The 13,639-nt window shown below is 71.1% G+C and carries 16 protein-coding genes; 7 read left to right on the top strand and 9 right to left on the bottom strand.

All coding sequences use genetic code 11. The features are described from left to right. The first annotated feature begins 7 nt into the window (after window positions 1–7). Window positions 8–523, top strand: a complete 516-nt coding sequence (locus AB0I51_RS15570; RefSeq protein WP_362975241.1) for a hypothetical protein — start codon at window positions 8–10, stop codon at window positions 521–523. Window positions 524–529: 6 nt separating this feature from the next. Here the strand turns inward: AB0I51_RS15570 and AB0I51_RS15575 are convergent, their stop codons facing one another. After that, window positions 530–1,261, bottom strand: a complete 732-nt coding sequence (locus AB0I51_RS15575; protein ID WP_362975243.1) for a hypothetical protein — start codon at window positions 1,259–1,261, stop codon at window positions 530–532. A gap of 191 nt (window positions 1,262–1,452) precedes the next feature. On the opposite strand from AB0I51_RS15575, the gene AB0I51_RS15580 reads away from it, so the two are divergent. Genes AB0I51_RS15580 through AB0I51_RS15590 form a run of 3 tightly spaced genes read left to right on the top strand, consistent with a single transcriptional unit; the run spans window position 1,453 to window position 4,510 of the window. After that, the gene (locus AB0I51_RS15580; RefSeq protein WP_362975245.1) at window positions 1,453–2,760 is read left to right on the top strand and encodes a CBS domain-containing protein; all 1,308 of its coding nucleotides are present in this window, start codon (window positions 1,453–1,455) and stop codon (window positions 2,758–2,760) included. Next, entirely contained in the window at window positions 2,750–3,334 is a 585-nt protein-coding gene (locus AB0I51_RS15585; protein ID WP_362975247.1) for a DUF1003 domain-containing protein, read from the top strand. Before AB0I51_RS15580 ends, AB0I51_RS15585 begins: the two co-directional genes overlap by 11 nt. Before the next feature lie 42 nt (window positions 3,335–3,376). Continuing rightward, window positions 3,377–4,510, top strand: a complete 1,134-nt coding sequence (locus AB0I51_RS15590) for an Mrp/NBP35 family ATP-binding protein (RefSeq protein WP_362975249.1) — start codon at window positions 3,377–3,379, stop codon at window positions 4,508–4,510. A 61-nt stretch (window positions 4,511–4,571) separates the two neighbouring features. On the opposite strand, the gene AB0I51_RS15595 is transcribed toward AB0I51_RS15590, so the two are convergent. From AB0I51_RS15595 to sigE, 5 genes are all read right to left on the bottom strand, one after another. Further along, entirely contained in the window at window positions 4,572–5,231 is a 660-nt protein-coding gene (locus AB0I51_RS15595; protein WP_362975251.1) for a hypothetical protein, read from the bottom strand. Window positions 5,232–5,453: 222 nt separating this feature from the next. After that, window positions 5,454–5,882: a sec-independent translocase gene (locus tag AB0I51_RS15600; protein ID WP_362975253.1), complete on the bottom strand. Its 429-nt coding sequence runs from the start codon at window positions 5,880–5,882 to the stop codon at window positions 5,454–5,456. 200 nt (window positions 5,883–6,082) lie between these two features. Continuing rightward, complete coding sequence (locus AB0I51_RS15605) at window positions 6,083–7,564, bottom strand: trypsin-like peptidase domain-containing protein (RefSeq protein ID WP_362975255.1); 1,482 nt, start codon at window positions 7,562–7,564, stop codon at window positions 6,083–6,085. Window positions 7,565–7,641: 77 nt separating this feature from the next. Then, on the bottom strand, window positions 7,642–8,616 hold the full coding sequence (locus AB0I51_RS15610; protein ID WP_362975257.1) for a zf-HC2 domain-containing protein: 975 nt from the start codon (window positions 8,614–8,616) through the stop codon (window positions 7,642–7,644). After that, window positions 8,613–9,386: an RNA polymerase sigma factor SigE gene (sigE, locus tag AB0I51_RS15615; protein WP_235029434.1), complete on the bottom strand. Its 774-nt coding sequence runs from the start codon at window positions 9,384–9,386 to the stop codon at window positions 8,613–8,615. The genes AB0I51_RS15610 and sigE overlap by 4 nt, the downstream gene beginning before the upstream one ends. Before the next feature lie 198 nt (window positions 9,387–9,584). Between sigE and AB0I51_RS15620 the strand changes: the two genes are divergently transcribed. Next, window positions 9,585–10,283, top strand: coding sequence for an O-methyltransferase (locus AB0I51_RS15620; RefSeq protein WP_362975611.1), 699 nt, complete (start codon window positions 9,585–9,587; stop codon window positions 10,281–10,283). An 87-nt stretch (window positions 10,284–10,370) separates the two neighbouring features. Here the strand turns inward: AB0I51_RS15620 and AB0I51_RS15625 are convergent, their stop codons facing one another. Next, a complete protein-coding gene (locus tag AB0I51_RS15625) occupies window positions 10,371–10,538 on the bottom strand; it encodes a DUF3117 domain-containing protein (protein ID WP_003966491.1) in 168 nt (55 codons plus the stop codon). 375 nt (window positions 10,539–10,913) lie between these two features. Between AB0I51_RS15625 and AB0I51_RS15630 the strand changes: the two genes are divergently transcribed. Beyond that, window positions 10,914–11,717, top strand: coding sequence for an enoyl-CoA hydratase-related protein (locus tag AB0I51_RS15630; RefSeq protein ID WP_362975259.1), 804 nt, complete (start codon window positions 10,914–10,916; stop codon window positions 11,715–11,717). Between the two features lie 2 nt (window positions 11,718–11,719). On the opposite strand, the gene AB0I51_RS15635 is transcribed toward AB0I51_RS15630, so the two are convergent. Together AB0I51_RS15635 and AB0I51_RS15640 are read right to left on the bottom strand one after the other, a co-directional pair. Further along, window positions 11,720–12,292, bottom strand: a complete 573-nt coding sequence (locus AB0I51_RS15635; RefSeq protein ID WP_362975261.1) for a DNA-3-methyladenine glycosylase I — start codon at window positions 12,290–12,292, stop codon at window positions 11,720–11,722. Further along, window positions 12,289–12,630, bottom strand: a complete 342-nt coding sequence (locus tag AB0I51_RS15640; protein ID WP_362975613.1) for a DivIVA domain-containing protein — start codon at window positions 12,628–12,630, stop codon at window positions 12,289–12,291. Before AB0I51_RS15640 ends, AB0I51_RS15635 begins: the two co-directional genes overlap by 4 nt. Before the next feature lie 141 nt (window positions 12,631–12,771). Between AB0I51_RS15640 and folP the strand changes: the two genes are divergently transcribed. After that, window positions 12,772–13,632 carry a dihydropteroate synthase gene (folP, locus tag AB0I51_RS15645; protein ID WP_019072069.1) on the top strand — a complete coding sequence of 287 codons (861 nt, stop codon included), beginning with the start codon at window positions 12,772–12,774 and terminating at the stop codon, window positions 13,630–13,632. The last annotated feature ends 7 nt before the right edge of the window (window positions 13,633–13,639 follow it).

Below are 13,639 nucleotides of genomic sequence, written 5' to 3' on the forward strand. Positions count from 1 at the left end.
TGAGCCCATGACTAGCAGCGAGCTGCTCGACCAGGCCCTCGTCGAGGAGGCCACGAAGAAGTCCGGTCTCGTCTGGGTCAACGGTCCGGGCGTACCGGCCCGTGCCCTGTGGCACGTCTGGCACGAGGGCGCGGCCTGTCTGGTCGGTGACGGTCCGGGCGAGCAGCCGCTGCCGGGGCTGACCGACGGCGGCGGCGCCGAGGTCACGGTCCGCAGCAAGGACAAGGGCGGCCGGCTGGTCGTATGGACGGCGAAGGTCGTGGAACTGGCGCCGGGCTCGGAGGCCTGGACCGCCACCGTCGGCGAGCTGAAGGGCAAGCGGCTCAACGCGCCCGACGGCGAGGCGATGACGGAGCGCTGGGCGCGCGAGTGCCGGGTGCTGCGGCTCGAACCGACGGGCGCCACGGGCGAGTTGCCCGAGGGTTCGCTGGCGGAACCTCCGCTGCCCTCTCCCGCGACGACCCGTCAGCCGGCCCCGGCCGCGCTGCCGCGCCTGCTGCTGAAGAAACGCAAACGGCGGTAACCACCGCTAGGAAGACGGCAGTTGCTTGCCGTAGTCGACAGTGTCGTCGTCCGCGGGTTCCGTCACGGCGAAGCTCTTGCCCCAGTCCGAGAAGGTCAGGGTGCCCGCGCCGCCCGCGCGGACCAGCCGGAGCGGATACGGCTTGCCCTCCAGGGACACGTCGAGGGTGCCGCCGGAGCCGTCGTCGCCGGTGATGCGGATCGTGCGGACGCCGTTCTGGTCGTGGTGTCCGTCCGTCGCGAGTGAACCGTGCAGGGTCAGCAGACTGGAGAGGAGGACGTCCTTGTCCGTGAAACCACTGAACTTCTTGTACGAGGGGTCGCCCTGCGGCACCTTCACGTACTTGCCGTGCAGCGAGTCGCCGACGCCCGAGTCCCCGTTGCTGTTCCAGAAGTCCGCGTCGGCCTTCAGATACAGCTGCTCGCCGACCCGCAGCAGCCCGAACGTCGACCCCTGGGAGGTGACCGAGCCGCTGCCGCCGTCGGACTTCAGCCGCATGTCGAGCTTGTACGTCCGCCCACTGGTGACGACGGTCCCGGACAGCCGTACGGCGTCGGCGGCGCCCGCGGCCGTCACCGACTTCGACTGGATCTTGTCGGCGGCCAGCTTGCCGATCCCGTTGGTCCCCGCGTCCGGATCCTCACTGCAGCCCGTCAGTCCCGTGCCCGTCACGACCAGGGCACAGACCGCGCCGAGCAGCGCCGCACGACGGTTTCGGACCGGGGGAATCGCAGTCACAGGTGGGGGGCCTTTCGTGCGGAGGGCGGCGATGGCGTACGGCAGCGTACCGGGGTCGCCACACGGTGGCGGAGCGGGTCCCTCCGGACCGCCCACCTGCGCGGATCGCAATCGGACGGGCTAGCCTGAAGCCCGTCCGAGCGGGCAAATCGGAACATCCGGAAACCAGCAAAAGAAAGGGAGGTGCGGCCATGGCAGGGGGCGCCCCCAGGGTCTTCGTCTCGCACCTCTCCGGTGTCGCCGTCTTCGATCCCAACGGCGACCAGGTGGGCCGCGTCCGCGATCTCGTCGTCATGCTGCGCGTCGGCCAAAAGCCCCCGCGCCTGCTCGGCCTGGTCGTCGAACTCTCCACCCGGCGCCGCATCTTCCTCCCCATGACCCGGGTCACCGGCATCGAGTCCGGCCAGGTCGTCACCACCGGCGTGCTCAACGTCCGCCGCTTCGAGCAACGGCCCACCGAACGGCTCGTGTTCGGCGAACTCCTCGACCGGCGCGTCACCCTCGTGGAGACCGGCGAGGAGGTCACCGTTCTCGACCTGGCGGTGCAGCAGCTGCCGGCCCGCCGGGACTGGGAGATCGACCGGGTCTTCGTCCGCAAGGGCAGGCCCGGCGGAGCCTTCAGAAGGGCCAAGGGCGAGACGCTGACCGTGGAGTGGTCCGCCGTCACCGGGTTCTCCCTCGAGGAGCAGGGACAGGGCGCGGAGAGCCTCCTGGCCACCTTCGAGCAGCTGCGCCCGGCCGACCTCGCCAACGTTCTGCACCACCTCTCCCCCAAGCGCCGGGCCGAGGTCGCCGCCGCCCTCGACGACGACCGCCTCGCCGACGTCCTCGAAGAGCTCCCGGAGGACGACCAGATCGAGATCCTCGGCAAGCTGAAGGAGGAGCGCGCGGCGGACGTCCTGGAGGCGATGGACCCGGACGACGCGGCCGACCTGCTCGGCGAGCTGCCCGAGGAGGACCAGGAGCGGCTGCTGAACCTGATGGAGCCCTCCGAAGCGGCCGACGTCCGCCGCCTGATGTCCTACGAGGAGCACACCGCGGGCGGCCTCATGACGACCGAGCCGATCGTCCTGCGACCGGACGCGACCGTCGCCGACGCGCTCGCCCGGGTCCGCAACGCCGACCTCTCCCCCGCCCTCGCCGCCCAGGTCTATGTGTGCCGCCCGCCCGACGACACCCCCACCGGCAAGTACCTCGGCACCGTCCACTTCCAACGGCTGCTGCGCGACCCGCCGTACACCCTGGTCAGCGCGATCATCGACGACGATCTGCAACCTCTGGACCCGAACGCCTCGTTGCAGCTCATCGCCGGGTTCTTCGCGACGTACGACATGGTCGCGGCGCCGGTGGTCGACGAGACCGGGTCGCTGCTCGGCGCGGTGACCGTGGACGACGTACTGGACCACATGCTTCCCGAGGACTGGCGGGAGACGGAATTCCACCTGGACGAGGACGAGAACGAGGCAGGGACAGAGGAGGTGGCGGCTCATGACTCCTGAGCGCGAGACCACGCGTGAGCGGACACCGGCGGGCGCGACCGCCACCACCCGGTCGCGGACCCGGCTCGACCAGCCGCGGCCGCCCCGGCGCAGGCTGCTGCCCGAGTACGACCCGGAGGCCTTCGGACGGCTGTCGGAACGGATCGCCCGCTTCCTGGGCACCGGACGGTTCATCGTCTGGATGACGATCGTCATCATCGTCTGGGTGCTGTGGAACATCTTCGCGCCCGGTGATCTGCGGTTCGACAACTACCCGTTCATCTTCCTCACCCTGATGCTGTCCCTCCAGGCCTCCTACGCCGCCCCGCTGATCCTGCTCGCGCAGAACCGGCAGGACGACCGCGACCGGGTCAACCTCGAACAGGACCGCAAGCAGAACGAGCGGTCGATCGCCGACACCGAGTACCTCACCCGCGAGATCGCCGCCCTGCGCATCGGTCTCGGCGAGGTGGCGACCCGGGACTGGATCCGCTCCGAGCTGCAGGACCTGGTGAAGGAACTGGACGTGCGGCACGACGGGCATGTCGTATTCCCGGCAGAACGGTCTGCGGTGCGTGACGCAGACGACCGCTGACGGGCTGGCCGAAGGGACCGGTCGGCGCCGTACCATCGACCCATGGCTACGGAAGACGCGGTGCGTGAAGCACTGTCGACGGTGAACGACCCCGAGATCCACCGACCCATCACCGAACTGGGGATGGTCAAGTCGGTGGAGATCGGTGCGGACGGAGCGGTCGCGGTCACCGTGTACCTGACGGTCTCCGGCTGCCCCATGCGCGAGACGATCACGCAGCGCGTGACGGAGGCGGTCCTGGGTGTCGAGGGCGTCACCGGCGTCGACGTGACCCTCGACGTGATGAGCGACGAGCAGCGCAAGGAACTCGCGACCGCCCTGCGCGGTGGCACGGCCGAGCGCGAGGTCCCCTTCGCCAAGCCCGGCTCCCTCACCCGCGTCTACGCGGTCGCCTCCGGCAAGGGTGGCGTCGGCAAGTCCTCGGTGACGGTGAACCTCGCGGCGGCAATGGCGGCCGACGGTCTCAAGGTCGGGGTCGTCGACGCCGACATCTACGGCCACAGCGTGCCGCGCATGCTGGGCGCCGACGGCACTCCCACCCAGGTCGAGAACATGATCATGCCGCCGTCCGCGCACGGCGTGAAGGTCATCTCCATCGGCATGTTCACCCCGGGCAACGCCCCGGTCGTGTGGCGCGGCCCGATGCTCCACCGGGCGCTCCAGCAGTTCCTGGCGGACGTGTACTGGGGCGACCTGGACGTGCTGCTCCTCGACCTCCCGCCGGGCACGGGCGACATCGCGATCTCGGTCGCGCAGCTCGTCCCGAACGCCGAGATCCTCGTCGTGACGACCCCTCAGCAGGCGGCGGCCGAGGTCGCCGAGCGGGCGGGCTCCATCGCCGTACAGACCCACCAGAAGATCGTCGGCGTCGTCGAGAACATGGCGGGCCTGCCCTGCCCGCACTGCGGCGAGATGGTCGACGTCTTCGGCACCGGCGGCGGCCAGTCGGTCGCCGACGGCCTGACCCGCACGACGGGCGCCTCGGTCCCCGTCCTCGGCTCCATCCCGATCGACGTCCGCCTCCGCGAGGGCGGCGACGACGGCAAGCCGGTGGTCCTGACCGACCCCGACTCCCCGGCGGGCGCGGCCCTGCGGGCGATCGCGGGGAAGCTCGGGGGACGGCAGCGGGGCCTTTCGGGACTGTCACTCGGGATCACTCCCAAGAACAAGTTCTAGAGCTCTTCCTACGACGATGGGGGCGCCGTCCGGTGAGACGGCGCCCCCATCGTCGTAGCAGCTACTGGGCGTACGTCGCGATGTCCTTGATCATGGCGAAGCCGAGCCCGTAGGCGCTCATGCCCCGGCCGTAGGCCCCCACGTGGACCCCCGCCTGGGTCGACCCGGCCAGTACCCAGCCGAACTCGGACTCGCGGTAGTGGAAGGGCGTCGGGACACCGTCCACCGGCAGGGACAGGGTCGACCAGGCGTCGCCCGCGAGGTCGTCGGCCAGTACCCAGGCCGTCTCGGTCTGCTGCTCCAGCCAGTCGTCGCGCAGGGTGTGGTCCATCTGGCCGGGCCAGGTGAAGGACAGCAGTCCGACACCGGCGAGCCAGGCAGCCGAGGACACCGAGGTGGCCTCCAGGAGACCCGTGCCGTCGGCCGTGCGCCGTGCGGGGTTGCCCGCGACGGTGACGACCACCGCGAACTTCTCCTTGTCCTCCGTGCCTTCGTTGCGTACGGAGGGCTCGTCGCCGTGCCCGATCGAACCGTGCTCGACGGCACCGTCCGCCGCCATGCCCACCTGCATCAGCCAGCGCGGCCCCGTGAAGGCCTCGTCGAGGCCGTACCACGGGAAGGGCGCCAGCAGGTAGCCGTCGACCGTGCGCCGGGCGGAGGGGACCTGTTGTCCGCCCTCCGCGGCCGGCGCCTGCGCGCCTACCCGACTCGTCGTCTCCATGCCGGACGCCTCCTCGCTCTCGTCGGACCGGGGCGGCCCGCCCCCCTTCGGGCGACTCGCCCGGTCCGCACAACAACTCGGCAGCATAGCCACCTCGTGCGAGACAGCCCGGAAAGCGCCCGGCGCGTGAGGCGTGCGGAGGCCGTGTTCAGGCCGTACGAGGGCGTGGCAAACGTATGAAACGCGTCACGTGGGAAGCGCTGCGGGAGCCGCGCCGGAGGATCAGGTGGCATCCGCGTCGAAGGGCGGGCGCTCGTCCTTCTCGGGGTCCTCGGGCTTCTTGGTCATGTCGATACGGCCACCGGAAGCGGACGGCGAACTCGGAGTGTCGGCGCTCTGCACCGCCTCCGTGACCTCGGCCATCTCCTTCTTCAGGTCGAAGCCGTTGCGGATCTCCTTGAGCCCCAGCTCGTCGTTGTCCAGCTGCTTGCGCAGGAACGTCTTGGGGTTGAGGTCCTCGAAGTCGAAGTCCTTGAAGTCCGGGCCCAGTTCCTCGCGGATGTCCGCCTTGGCGCTCTCCGAGAACTCTCGGATCTTCCGGATCGTCCGCATGACGTCCTGGATGACCTTCGGGAGCTTGTCCGGACCGAAGACGAGCACGGCGAGGACAATGATCGTCACCAGCTCTAGCGGTCCTATGTCATTGAACACCTGAAGCTCCTTGCGATGTCCTCGGTCCTCGGCCCTCGGTGGCTGTGCGGGTCTTCCGTGGTCCGGGCCGGGTCCACGGTACCCGGCCATCCCACCCGACCGGTACTGTCCCGTGGGCTACGAGTGGGTGTACGGGACCGGTTTTCCGGGTTGTTTGCCTAGTGGGACGGGGCGCGGGGCTCTCGCCTGTGACGTTTCTGTCAATCGCCGGTCGAGGAGCCCAGAGCGAGCGACACGGTCATGTCCTTGCCTTCCCGCCGGAGAGTCAGGCGCAGGTGGTCGCCGGGGCGGTGGGCGCGGGTCCTGACGATGAGTTCGTCGCCCGAGTGGACGCGCTCGCCGTCGACCTCGGTGATGATGTCGCCCGCCTTGAGCCCGGCCCTGGCACCGGGGCCGCCGGCGGTGACGGCGGGGCCGCCGCCACTGCCCTTGGCCGCGACGCGGGCTCCGTCCCCGGTGTAGTCCATGTCGAGGGTGATGCCGATGACCGGGTGGGTGGCCCTCCCGGTGTTGATCAGTTCCTCGGCGACGCGCTTGGCCTGGTTGACGGGGATGGCGAAGCCGAGCCCGATCGAACCGGCCTGGCCGTCGCCCGTGTCGGTCCCGTCGTCGGCGGACCGGATCGCCGAGTTGATCCCCACGACCCGCCCCTGGGCGTCGAGCAGCGGCCCGCCGGAGTTGCCCGGGTTGATGGGCGCGTCGGTCTGCAGGGCGTCCACGTACGAGACGTCGCTCCCGTCCGCCGCGTCGCCGCCTGCGGTGATGGGCCGGTCCTTGGCGCTGATGATCCCGGCGGTCACGGTGTTGTCGAGGTCGAAGGGCGCGCCGATCGCCACGACGGGGTCGCCGACCCGCACGTTGTCGGAGTTGCCGAGGGGCATCGGCCTGAGCCCGCGCACCCGGCTCACCTGCACTACGGCGAGGTCGTACCCGGTGTCGTGCCCGACGACCTTCGCCCTGGCGGTCTGTCCCCCGCTGAAGCTCACGGATATCTCGCCGTCGGCGCCGGCCGGCTGCACGACATGGTTGTTGGTGAGGATGTGCCCCCGCGTGTCCAGCACGATCCCGGTACCGGTCCCCGACTCCTCGTCACCGGTCACATGCAGCGTCACCACACTGGGCAGCGCCCGAGCGGCGATCCCGGCCACGCTCCCGGCCGCCCGCCCACCGTCCTCCGCACCGGCCTGCGGCAGGACGACGTCTCCACCGCCGACACCGTCCCGCTCCAGATACGCCCCTACGACGCCTCCGACGCCGCCGGAGACCAGGGCGAGCACCAGCCCGGAGACGACGAGGAGTTTCCGGGTGCGGTTGCGACGCTGCTGGTGGGTGGGGGCTGCCGCACCGGTCTGCTGGAGGGGGGCGATCAGTGGCGGGGGTGCCCAGGGGTCGTAGCGGTGCCAGGGGTCGGGAACGGGCGTGGGGGTGGCGTCAAGTGGGACGGGGGTGCCGGCAGCCGCTGAGGGGGCCGGCGGGACAGGAGCGCCGGAGGCCGTTGCGAGGGCCTGTGGGGCGTCACCGGACGCCTGCACGGGCCGCTCCCGCTCGAAGTCCCCGTCGGGAGAAGCGACTTCAGCGCTCGCGCCCACACCGATATGACCGCTACCGCCGCCCCCGCCCGCAGCAGGCGTCGCCGCGCGCCCTCGACCCCACCACTTCGGTTTCGGTGTCCCCTCGTCCATGTGCTCCCCACCGCCCGCCGTGCCACCCCGTACTCCCCGGATTCAACCAGGTCGGCGGGGTGCGGTGCAGGGGCCGGTCAGCGGAGGGGGCGGGAGGAGGCGGAGGGGGCTGGAGTGGGGGAAGAGGTGGCGTCGGGTGCGCGCAGCAGGCCGGGGGCCATGACATCGGGGGCCGTGGACCACGAGGTGAGGGCGACCGGCGGGTTCGTGCTGAGCGGGCGTATCAGCGGGGACATGACCGCCGCACCGGCCACTACGGGCGCGGTCAGCGTGTGCATGACCTCGTCGTCGCCCCGGACGGCCGCCGGGGACGGCACCCCGGGCAGCAGCGGCGCGGAGACGGAGGTCGGGGCCATCGGGGTGTCACCGAGCATCGACCGCTGGCTCGTGCCCTGGGCGAGCAGGGGCCCGACGCCACGGCGGCGCCCGGAGTCGGCGGGCGCGGCGCCCGTGCCCTGCGTGCGGGCCGGGGTCACTCCCGCGCCGCCCCTCGCCTCGGCCGCGGTGTCGCCCGGCGTGACCGTGGCCACCCCGCCCAGGGCGATCGCGGCCAGTGAGACCGCGCCGGCGGCGACGAACGCGAACCGCATTCCGCGCGAGGCGGAGCGGTCGGTGTCGTGCCGGCTGACGTCATGGATGCGGAAGCCCTCGCGGGCCGGTGCGGACGACGGGGTCAGGGCTGTCGCGGCGTGCGGGCCCGCGGGCACGTAGCCGAACTCGAACGCGTCGAGCGGGCCGTCTCTTTTCACGCCGAAGAAGCCGGCTCCGGCGAAGAGTCCCCCGCCGGGTGGCTCCTCGGCGTCCGAGTCACCGTCTCCCCCGGGGAGTCCCTGGAGGCGGGCCAGGAAGCTCTCGGAGGGGGGCGGTGGGGCCATTTCCGCGAACACGTTCTTCAGTCGGCGCTGCGCGTCGGCCTCGGCCTTGCACTTCGTACAGGTGGCCAGGTGCGCCAGTACGCGATCGCGCGACTCATGACCGAGCTCCCCGTCCACCAGGGCGGAAAGTCGGTCTCCCAGATGCTGCTCCGCAGGCGTAGGACGTGATCCACTCACGCGGACGCGCCCCCTCCCCCCAGCGCGGGCACACGCGCCACGAAGGAACGGCGCTCGGCCCGTGCTTCCGGCGAACGGTGTGCGAGGGCCTTGCGCAGCTGGGAGCGGCCACGGTGGATCCGGGACCGGACCGTGCCGAGCTTGACGCCCAGGGTCGCGGCGATCTCCTCGTACGAGAGGCCCTCGATGTCGCACAGGACGACGGCCGCCCGGAACTCGGGGGCGAGGGTGTCGAGGGCCTGCTGGACGTCGGCGTCGAAGTGCGCGTCGTTGAAGACCTGCTGGGGCGAAGGCTCGCGGCTGGGCAGGCGCTCGGCCGCGTCCTCCCCGAGCGCGTCGAAGCGGATGCGCTGCTTGCGGCGGACCATGTCCAGGAAGAGGTTGGTGGTGATGCGGTGCAGCCAGCCCTCGAAGGTGCCGGGCGTGTAGGTCGACAGGGAACGGAAGACCCGGACGAAGACCTCCTGTGTGAGGTCCTCGGCGTCGTGCTGGTTCCCCGTCAGGCGGTACGCGAGCCGGTACACACGGCCGCTGTGGGTGCTGACGATCTCCTCCCAGGTGGGCGGAGTCCACGCCTGCCCGTCCGCGTCGGTGGAGAAGGTCGCGGTCTGGGCATGGTCAGCGGCGTGGCTGTGGTCAGCAGCGGTGTCGTTCACGGATTTCGGCCTGCCCGCCGATCCGAGAAAGCGCCGGAGCACTCCTCCCCGATCCACAGGTACAGCCGCACCTCCCCTGTCGGCTCTGGTGGTGTCCAGTGGAGTCCCTACCATAGCCACCTCGCCCGTTAGCTCCGGATAAGGGGTTTTACGAGAATTTGATACACGCTCATACCGACCTTCCGGCGGTACGAGCCGATGCCCGGTCCCCTGCTCCCGCCGCTGCTCGACGTCCTGATCCATCCTCATCCCCCGCTCTCCCCTCCGGCCGCGTCCCCCAGTGCATTCCTCCCCCTCTAAACGCCCGGTCCCATCAGCAGGTTCCCGGCACCAACGGATACAGTCACGCCCAGGCAACCACGGGGACAGGAGAGGGTCATTACCGGCAACCGGCAGACGAGCTGGGCGTTCGCCGACGCCTATGTCGCCGAGGACGAAGCACTGCGCTGGGCCCGGGACCGGGCCCGCGAGGCAGGGCTGCGCTCGGTGTCGCCCGGCACGGGCGCCGCGCTGCGGATGCTGGCCGCCACCGTGGACGCGAAGGCGGTGGCGGAGATCGGTACCGGGACCGGCGTGTCCGGGATGCATCTTCTCCACGGCATGCGGCCGGACGGGGTACTGACCACCGTCGACCAGGAGCCGGACCACCAGCAGTTCGCCCGCCAGGCCTTCCGCGCCTGCGGCTTCGCCAGCAACCGGGCCCGCTTCATCCCGGGCCGCGCCCTGGACGTGCTGCCCCGGCTCGCGGACGCCGGCTACGACCTGGTGTTCTGCGACGGCGACCGGCAGGAGTTCCTGGACTATCTCGCTGAATCGTTGCGCCTGCTGCGTCCGGGTGGCCTGGTGGTCTTCGAGGGTGTCTTCGCCAACGGCCGGACCGTGGACTCGGGCCCGCAGCCGACCGAGGTGCTGCGGCTGCGCGAGCTGCTGCGGGCGGTGCGCGAGAGCCCGGAGCTGGTGCCCTCGCTGCTGCCGGTGGGCGACGGACTGCTGTGCGCGGTCAAGCGGTAGGACGCCTTGGGAACGCGGGAAAGCAGCTGCCCCGGCACCATCTCGGATGCCGGGGCAGCTGAAGGGGTATGGGCGCGTTCCGCCGCGTCAGCCGACGACCTTCTTGAGGGCGTCGCCCAGGGCGTCGGCCTCGTCAGGGGTCAGCTCGACGACGAGCCGACCGCCGCCTTCGAGCGGAACGCGCATGACGATGCCCCGCCCCTCCTTGGTCACCTCGAGCGGGCCATCGCCCGTCCGCGGCTTCATGGCCGCCATGCTCGTTCCCCTTCCTGAAACCAGCTCATCGTCGCCGACGGCCCCATGGAGGGCACGCGCGGCCCCTAATGAGACACGCGTCACCGGCATCGAACACATTGCTTCCAAGCCATTATCCCGCATCTCAGGACCCGATGACCAACATCAGTCGGCATCGCTTGGGCAACGCGCGCGAGCAAAACCACTCAATTCGCCGATGTGACTGCGATACTTCGCCGCCGCGCGGACCCGCGCCGACCGAATCCGGCCCGGAATTCTTTGACGCAGGTCACACGTCCGGTCCGGTGCGTGGACGGCGATCTCCGCCATGCTGTCCTACGGACACAGGGCGTACCGACCGGTACGCCGGAGCCGCCACACCGGAGGGGACACACCATGGCCGACACCGTGCTCTACGAGGTGAGCGACGGACTCGCGAAGATCACGCTGAACCGCCCCGAGGCGATGAACGCGCTGAACATCGCGACCAAGGTCGCCCTCCGGGAGGCGGTACAGGCCGCGGCGGGCGACGACGCCGTACGGGCGGTGCTGCTGACCGCGGCCGGCGAGCGGGCGTTCTGCGTGGGCCAGGACCTCAAGGAGCACATCACGCTGCTGGCCTCCGACCGGGAGGCCGGGACCGGGGCCACCATGACCACGGTGAAGGAGCACTACAACCCCATCGTGCGGGCGCTGGCCGGGATGGCGAAGCCCGTGGTGGCCGGGGTCAACGGGGTCGCGGCCGGGGCCGGCTTCGGGCTCGCGCTGGCCGCGGACTACCGCGTGGTGTCGGACCGGGCGGGCTTCAACACGTCCTTCGCGAATGTGGCGCTGACCGCGGACTCCGGCATCTCCTGGACGCTGCCCAGGGTGGTCGGTCCCGGGCGCGCCTCCGACCTGCTGCTGTTCCCGCGCACGATCACGGCGCAGGACGCGTACGACCTCGGGATCGCCAACCGTCTCGTGCCCGCGGGCGAACTGCACGCCGAGGCCGAGAAGGTGGCGCGGGCCCTGGCAGACGGGCCGACGGTGGCGTACGCGGCACTCAAGGAGGCGGTGGCCTACGGCTTCTCGCACACCCTTGAGGAGACGCTGGAGAAGGAGGACGAACTCCAGTCCCGCGCGGGCGCGTCGGAGGACCACTCGATCGCCGTGCGGGCCTTCGTCGACAAGGAGACGCCGAAGTATCTGGGCCGCTGAGCTCAGGGGCGGCGGGCCACGCAGTCGACCAGGTGGTCGTCCACCAGCCCGCACGCCTGCATCAGGGCGTACGCGGTCGTCGGCCCGACGAATCTCAGGCCCCGCTTCTTCAGGGCCTTCGCCAGGGTCGTCGACTCGTCCGTGACCGCCGGGACGTCCCCGAGTGTCTTCGGGGCCGGGCCCGGCTTCGGGGCGTGGGACCAGATGAACTCGTCCAGTTCGCCCGGCGCCCAGTCGGCCAGCACGCGCGCGTTGGCGATCGTCGCGTCGACCTTGGCGCGGTTGCGGATGATGCCCTCGTCGGCGAGGAGGCGTGCGCGGTCGGCGTCCGTGAAGGTCGCGACCTCGGCGATCCTGAAGCCCGCGAAGGCGGCCCGGAATCCCTCACGGCGGCGCAGGATCGTGATCCAGGAGAGACCCGACTGGAAGGCCTCCAGGGAGAGCCGCTCGTAGAGGGCGTCGTCGCCGTGGACCGGGCGGCCCCACTCCTCGTCGTGGTACGTGATGTAGTCCTCGGTGGACAGCGCCCAGGGGCAGCGCAGGGCACCGTCGGGACCGGCCACGGCCTCGCTCACTGGTGGTCGCCCTCGGCGGGCTTCTCGATGGAGACGCGGTGGCTCCGCGCGCCCGCCAGCGCGGACTCCAGGTCGGCGATCCGGGCGTCGCGCTCGGCGAGTTCGGCGGCGATGCGGCTCAGCGCGTCGTCCACCTCGGCCATGCGGTAGCCCCGTACGGCGAGCGGGAAGCGAATGCTCTCCACGTCGGCCTGGTCGACGGGCCGGTCCGGGGGCAGCGCGTCGTCGAGGCGCTCGGGCGCGACGCCGGGCAGCGGGGCGTTCTCGCCGCCGCCGATCACCGAGAGGGTCACGGCGCCGACCACGACGGCCAGCCCGACGACCAGGAACAGGAACATGAACATCGCTGGGGTCTCCACGGGCGTCGAGGTCGGACGTGCCGAAGCCGAATGTGTCAGGGTCCGATCGTGCCATGCGACGCTGACAGTTAGGGTCACAGGCGGCTGAAGACGGGGCAGTACTAGGAGAGGTCACAGGGGATGCTCAGGCTGGGCAGGCGTGAATTCGACGCACACGAGCCGGTGATCATGGCGATCGTGAACCGCACCCCGGACTCCTTCTACGACCAGGGGGCGACGTTCCGCGACGAGCCCGCCCTCGCGCGCGTGGAGCACGCGGTGGCGGAGGGCGCCGCCATCATCGACATCGGCGGGGTCAAGGCTGGCCCCGGCGAGGAGGTCACCGCCGAGGAGGAGGCACGGCGCACGGTCGGCTTCGTGGCCGAGGTGCGGCGCCGCTTTCCCGACGTGATCATCAGCGTCGACACCTGGCGGCACGAGGTCGGCGAGGCCGTCTGCGAAGCAGGCGCGGATCTCCTGAACGACGCCTGGGGCGGCGTCGATCCGCGGCTCGCGGAGGTCGCCGCGCGGTACGGCGTGGGCCTGGTGTGCACGCACGCGGGCGGCGCCGAGCCCCGGACGCGCCCGCACCGGGTGACGTACGACGACGTCATGGCCGACATCCTGCGCGTGACTCTGGGGCTCGCCGAGCGGGCCGTTTCCCTGGGCGTGCCCAGGGAGTCGGTGCTGATCGATCCCGGGCACGACTTCGGCAAGAGCACACGGCACAGTCTGGAGGCGACCCGGCGGCTCGGCGAGATGGTCGAGACGGGGTGGCCGGTGCTGGTGTCCCTGTCCAACAAGGACTTCGTGGGCGAGACGCTCGACAAGCCGGTCAAGGAGCGGGTCGTCGGCACGCTCGCGACCACTGCCGTGTCGGCGTGGCTGGGGGCGCAGGTGTACCGGGTGCACGAGGTCGCGGAAACGCGGCAGGTGCTGGACATGGTGGCGTCGATCGCGGGGCATCGGCCCCCGGCGGTCGCCCGCCGGGGGCTCGCGTAACCGCCGA

The sequence above is a fragment of the Streptomyces sp. NPDC050549 genome (genome assembly GCF_040655035.1).
Lineage (GTDB): Bacteria > Actinomycetota > Actinomycetes > Streptomycetales > Streptomycetaceae > Streptomyces.

Bases quoted from the DNA above. Each gene is read 5' to 3' on its own strand.
- AB0I51_RS15640 (WP_362975613.1), bottom strand. From the start codon at position 12,630: ATGTTCCTGTTCCTGGTCGTCGGGCTGGCCGTCGTGGTCGGCGCCGTG.
- AB0I51_RS15630 (WP_362975259.1), top strand. From the start codon at position 10,914: ATGGCCGACACCGTGCTCTACGAGGTGAGCGACGGACTCGCGAAGATC.
- folP (WP_019072069.1), top strand. From the start codon at position 12,772: ATGCTCAGGCTGGGCAGGCGTGAATTCGACGCACACGAGCCGGTGATC.
- AB0I51_RS15595 (WP_362975251.1), bottom strand. From the start codon at position 5,231: ATGGAGACGACGAGTCGGGTAGGCGCGCAGGCGCCGGCCGCGGAGGGC.
- AB0I51_RS15585 (WP_362975247.1), top strand. From the start codon at position 2,750: ATGACTCCTGAGCGCGAGACCACGCGTGAGCGGACACCGGCGGGCGCG.
- AB0I51_RS15605 (WP_362975255.1), bottom strand. From the start codon at position 7,564: ATGGACGAGGGGACACCGAAACCGAAGTGGTGGGGTCGAGGGCGCGCG.
- AB0I51_RS15625 (WP_003966491.1), bottom strand. From the start codon at position 10,538: ATGGCGGCCATGAAGCCGCGGACGGGCGATGGCCCGCTCGAGGTGACC.
- AB0I51_RS15580 (WP_362975245.1), top strand. From the start codon at position 1,453: ATGGCAGGGGGCGCCCCCAGGGTCTTCGTCTCGCACCTCTCCGGTGTC.
- sigE (WP_235029434.1), bottom strand. From the start codon at position 9,386: ATGGTAGGGACTCCACTGGACACCACCAGAGCCGACAGGGGAGGTGCG.
- AB0I51_RS15570 (WP_362975241.1), top strand. From the start codon at position 8: ATGACTAGCAGCGAGCTGCTCGACCAGGCCCTCGTCGAGGAGGCCACG.
- AB0I51_RS15590 (WP_362975249.1), top strand. From the start codon at position 3,377: ATGGCTACGGAAGACGCGGTGCGTGAAGCACTGTCGACGGTGAACGAC.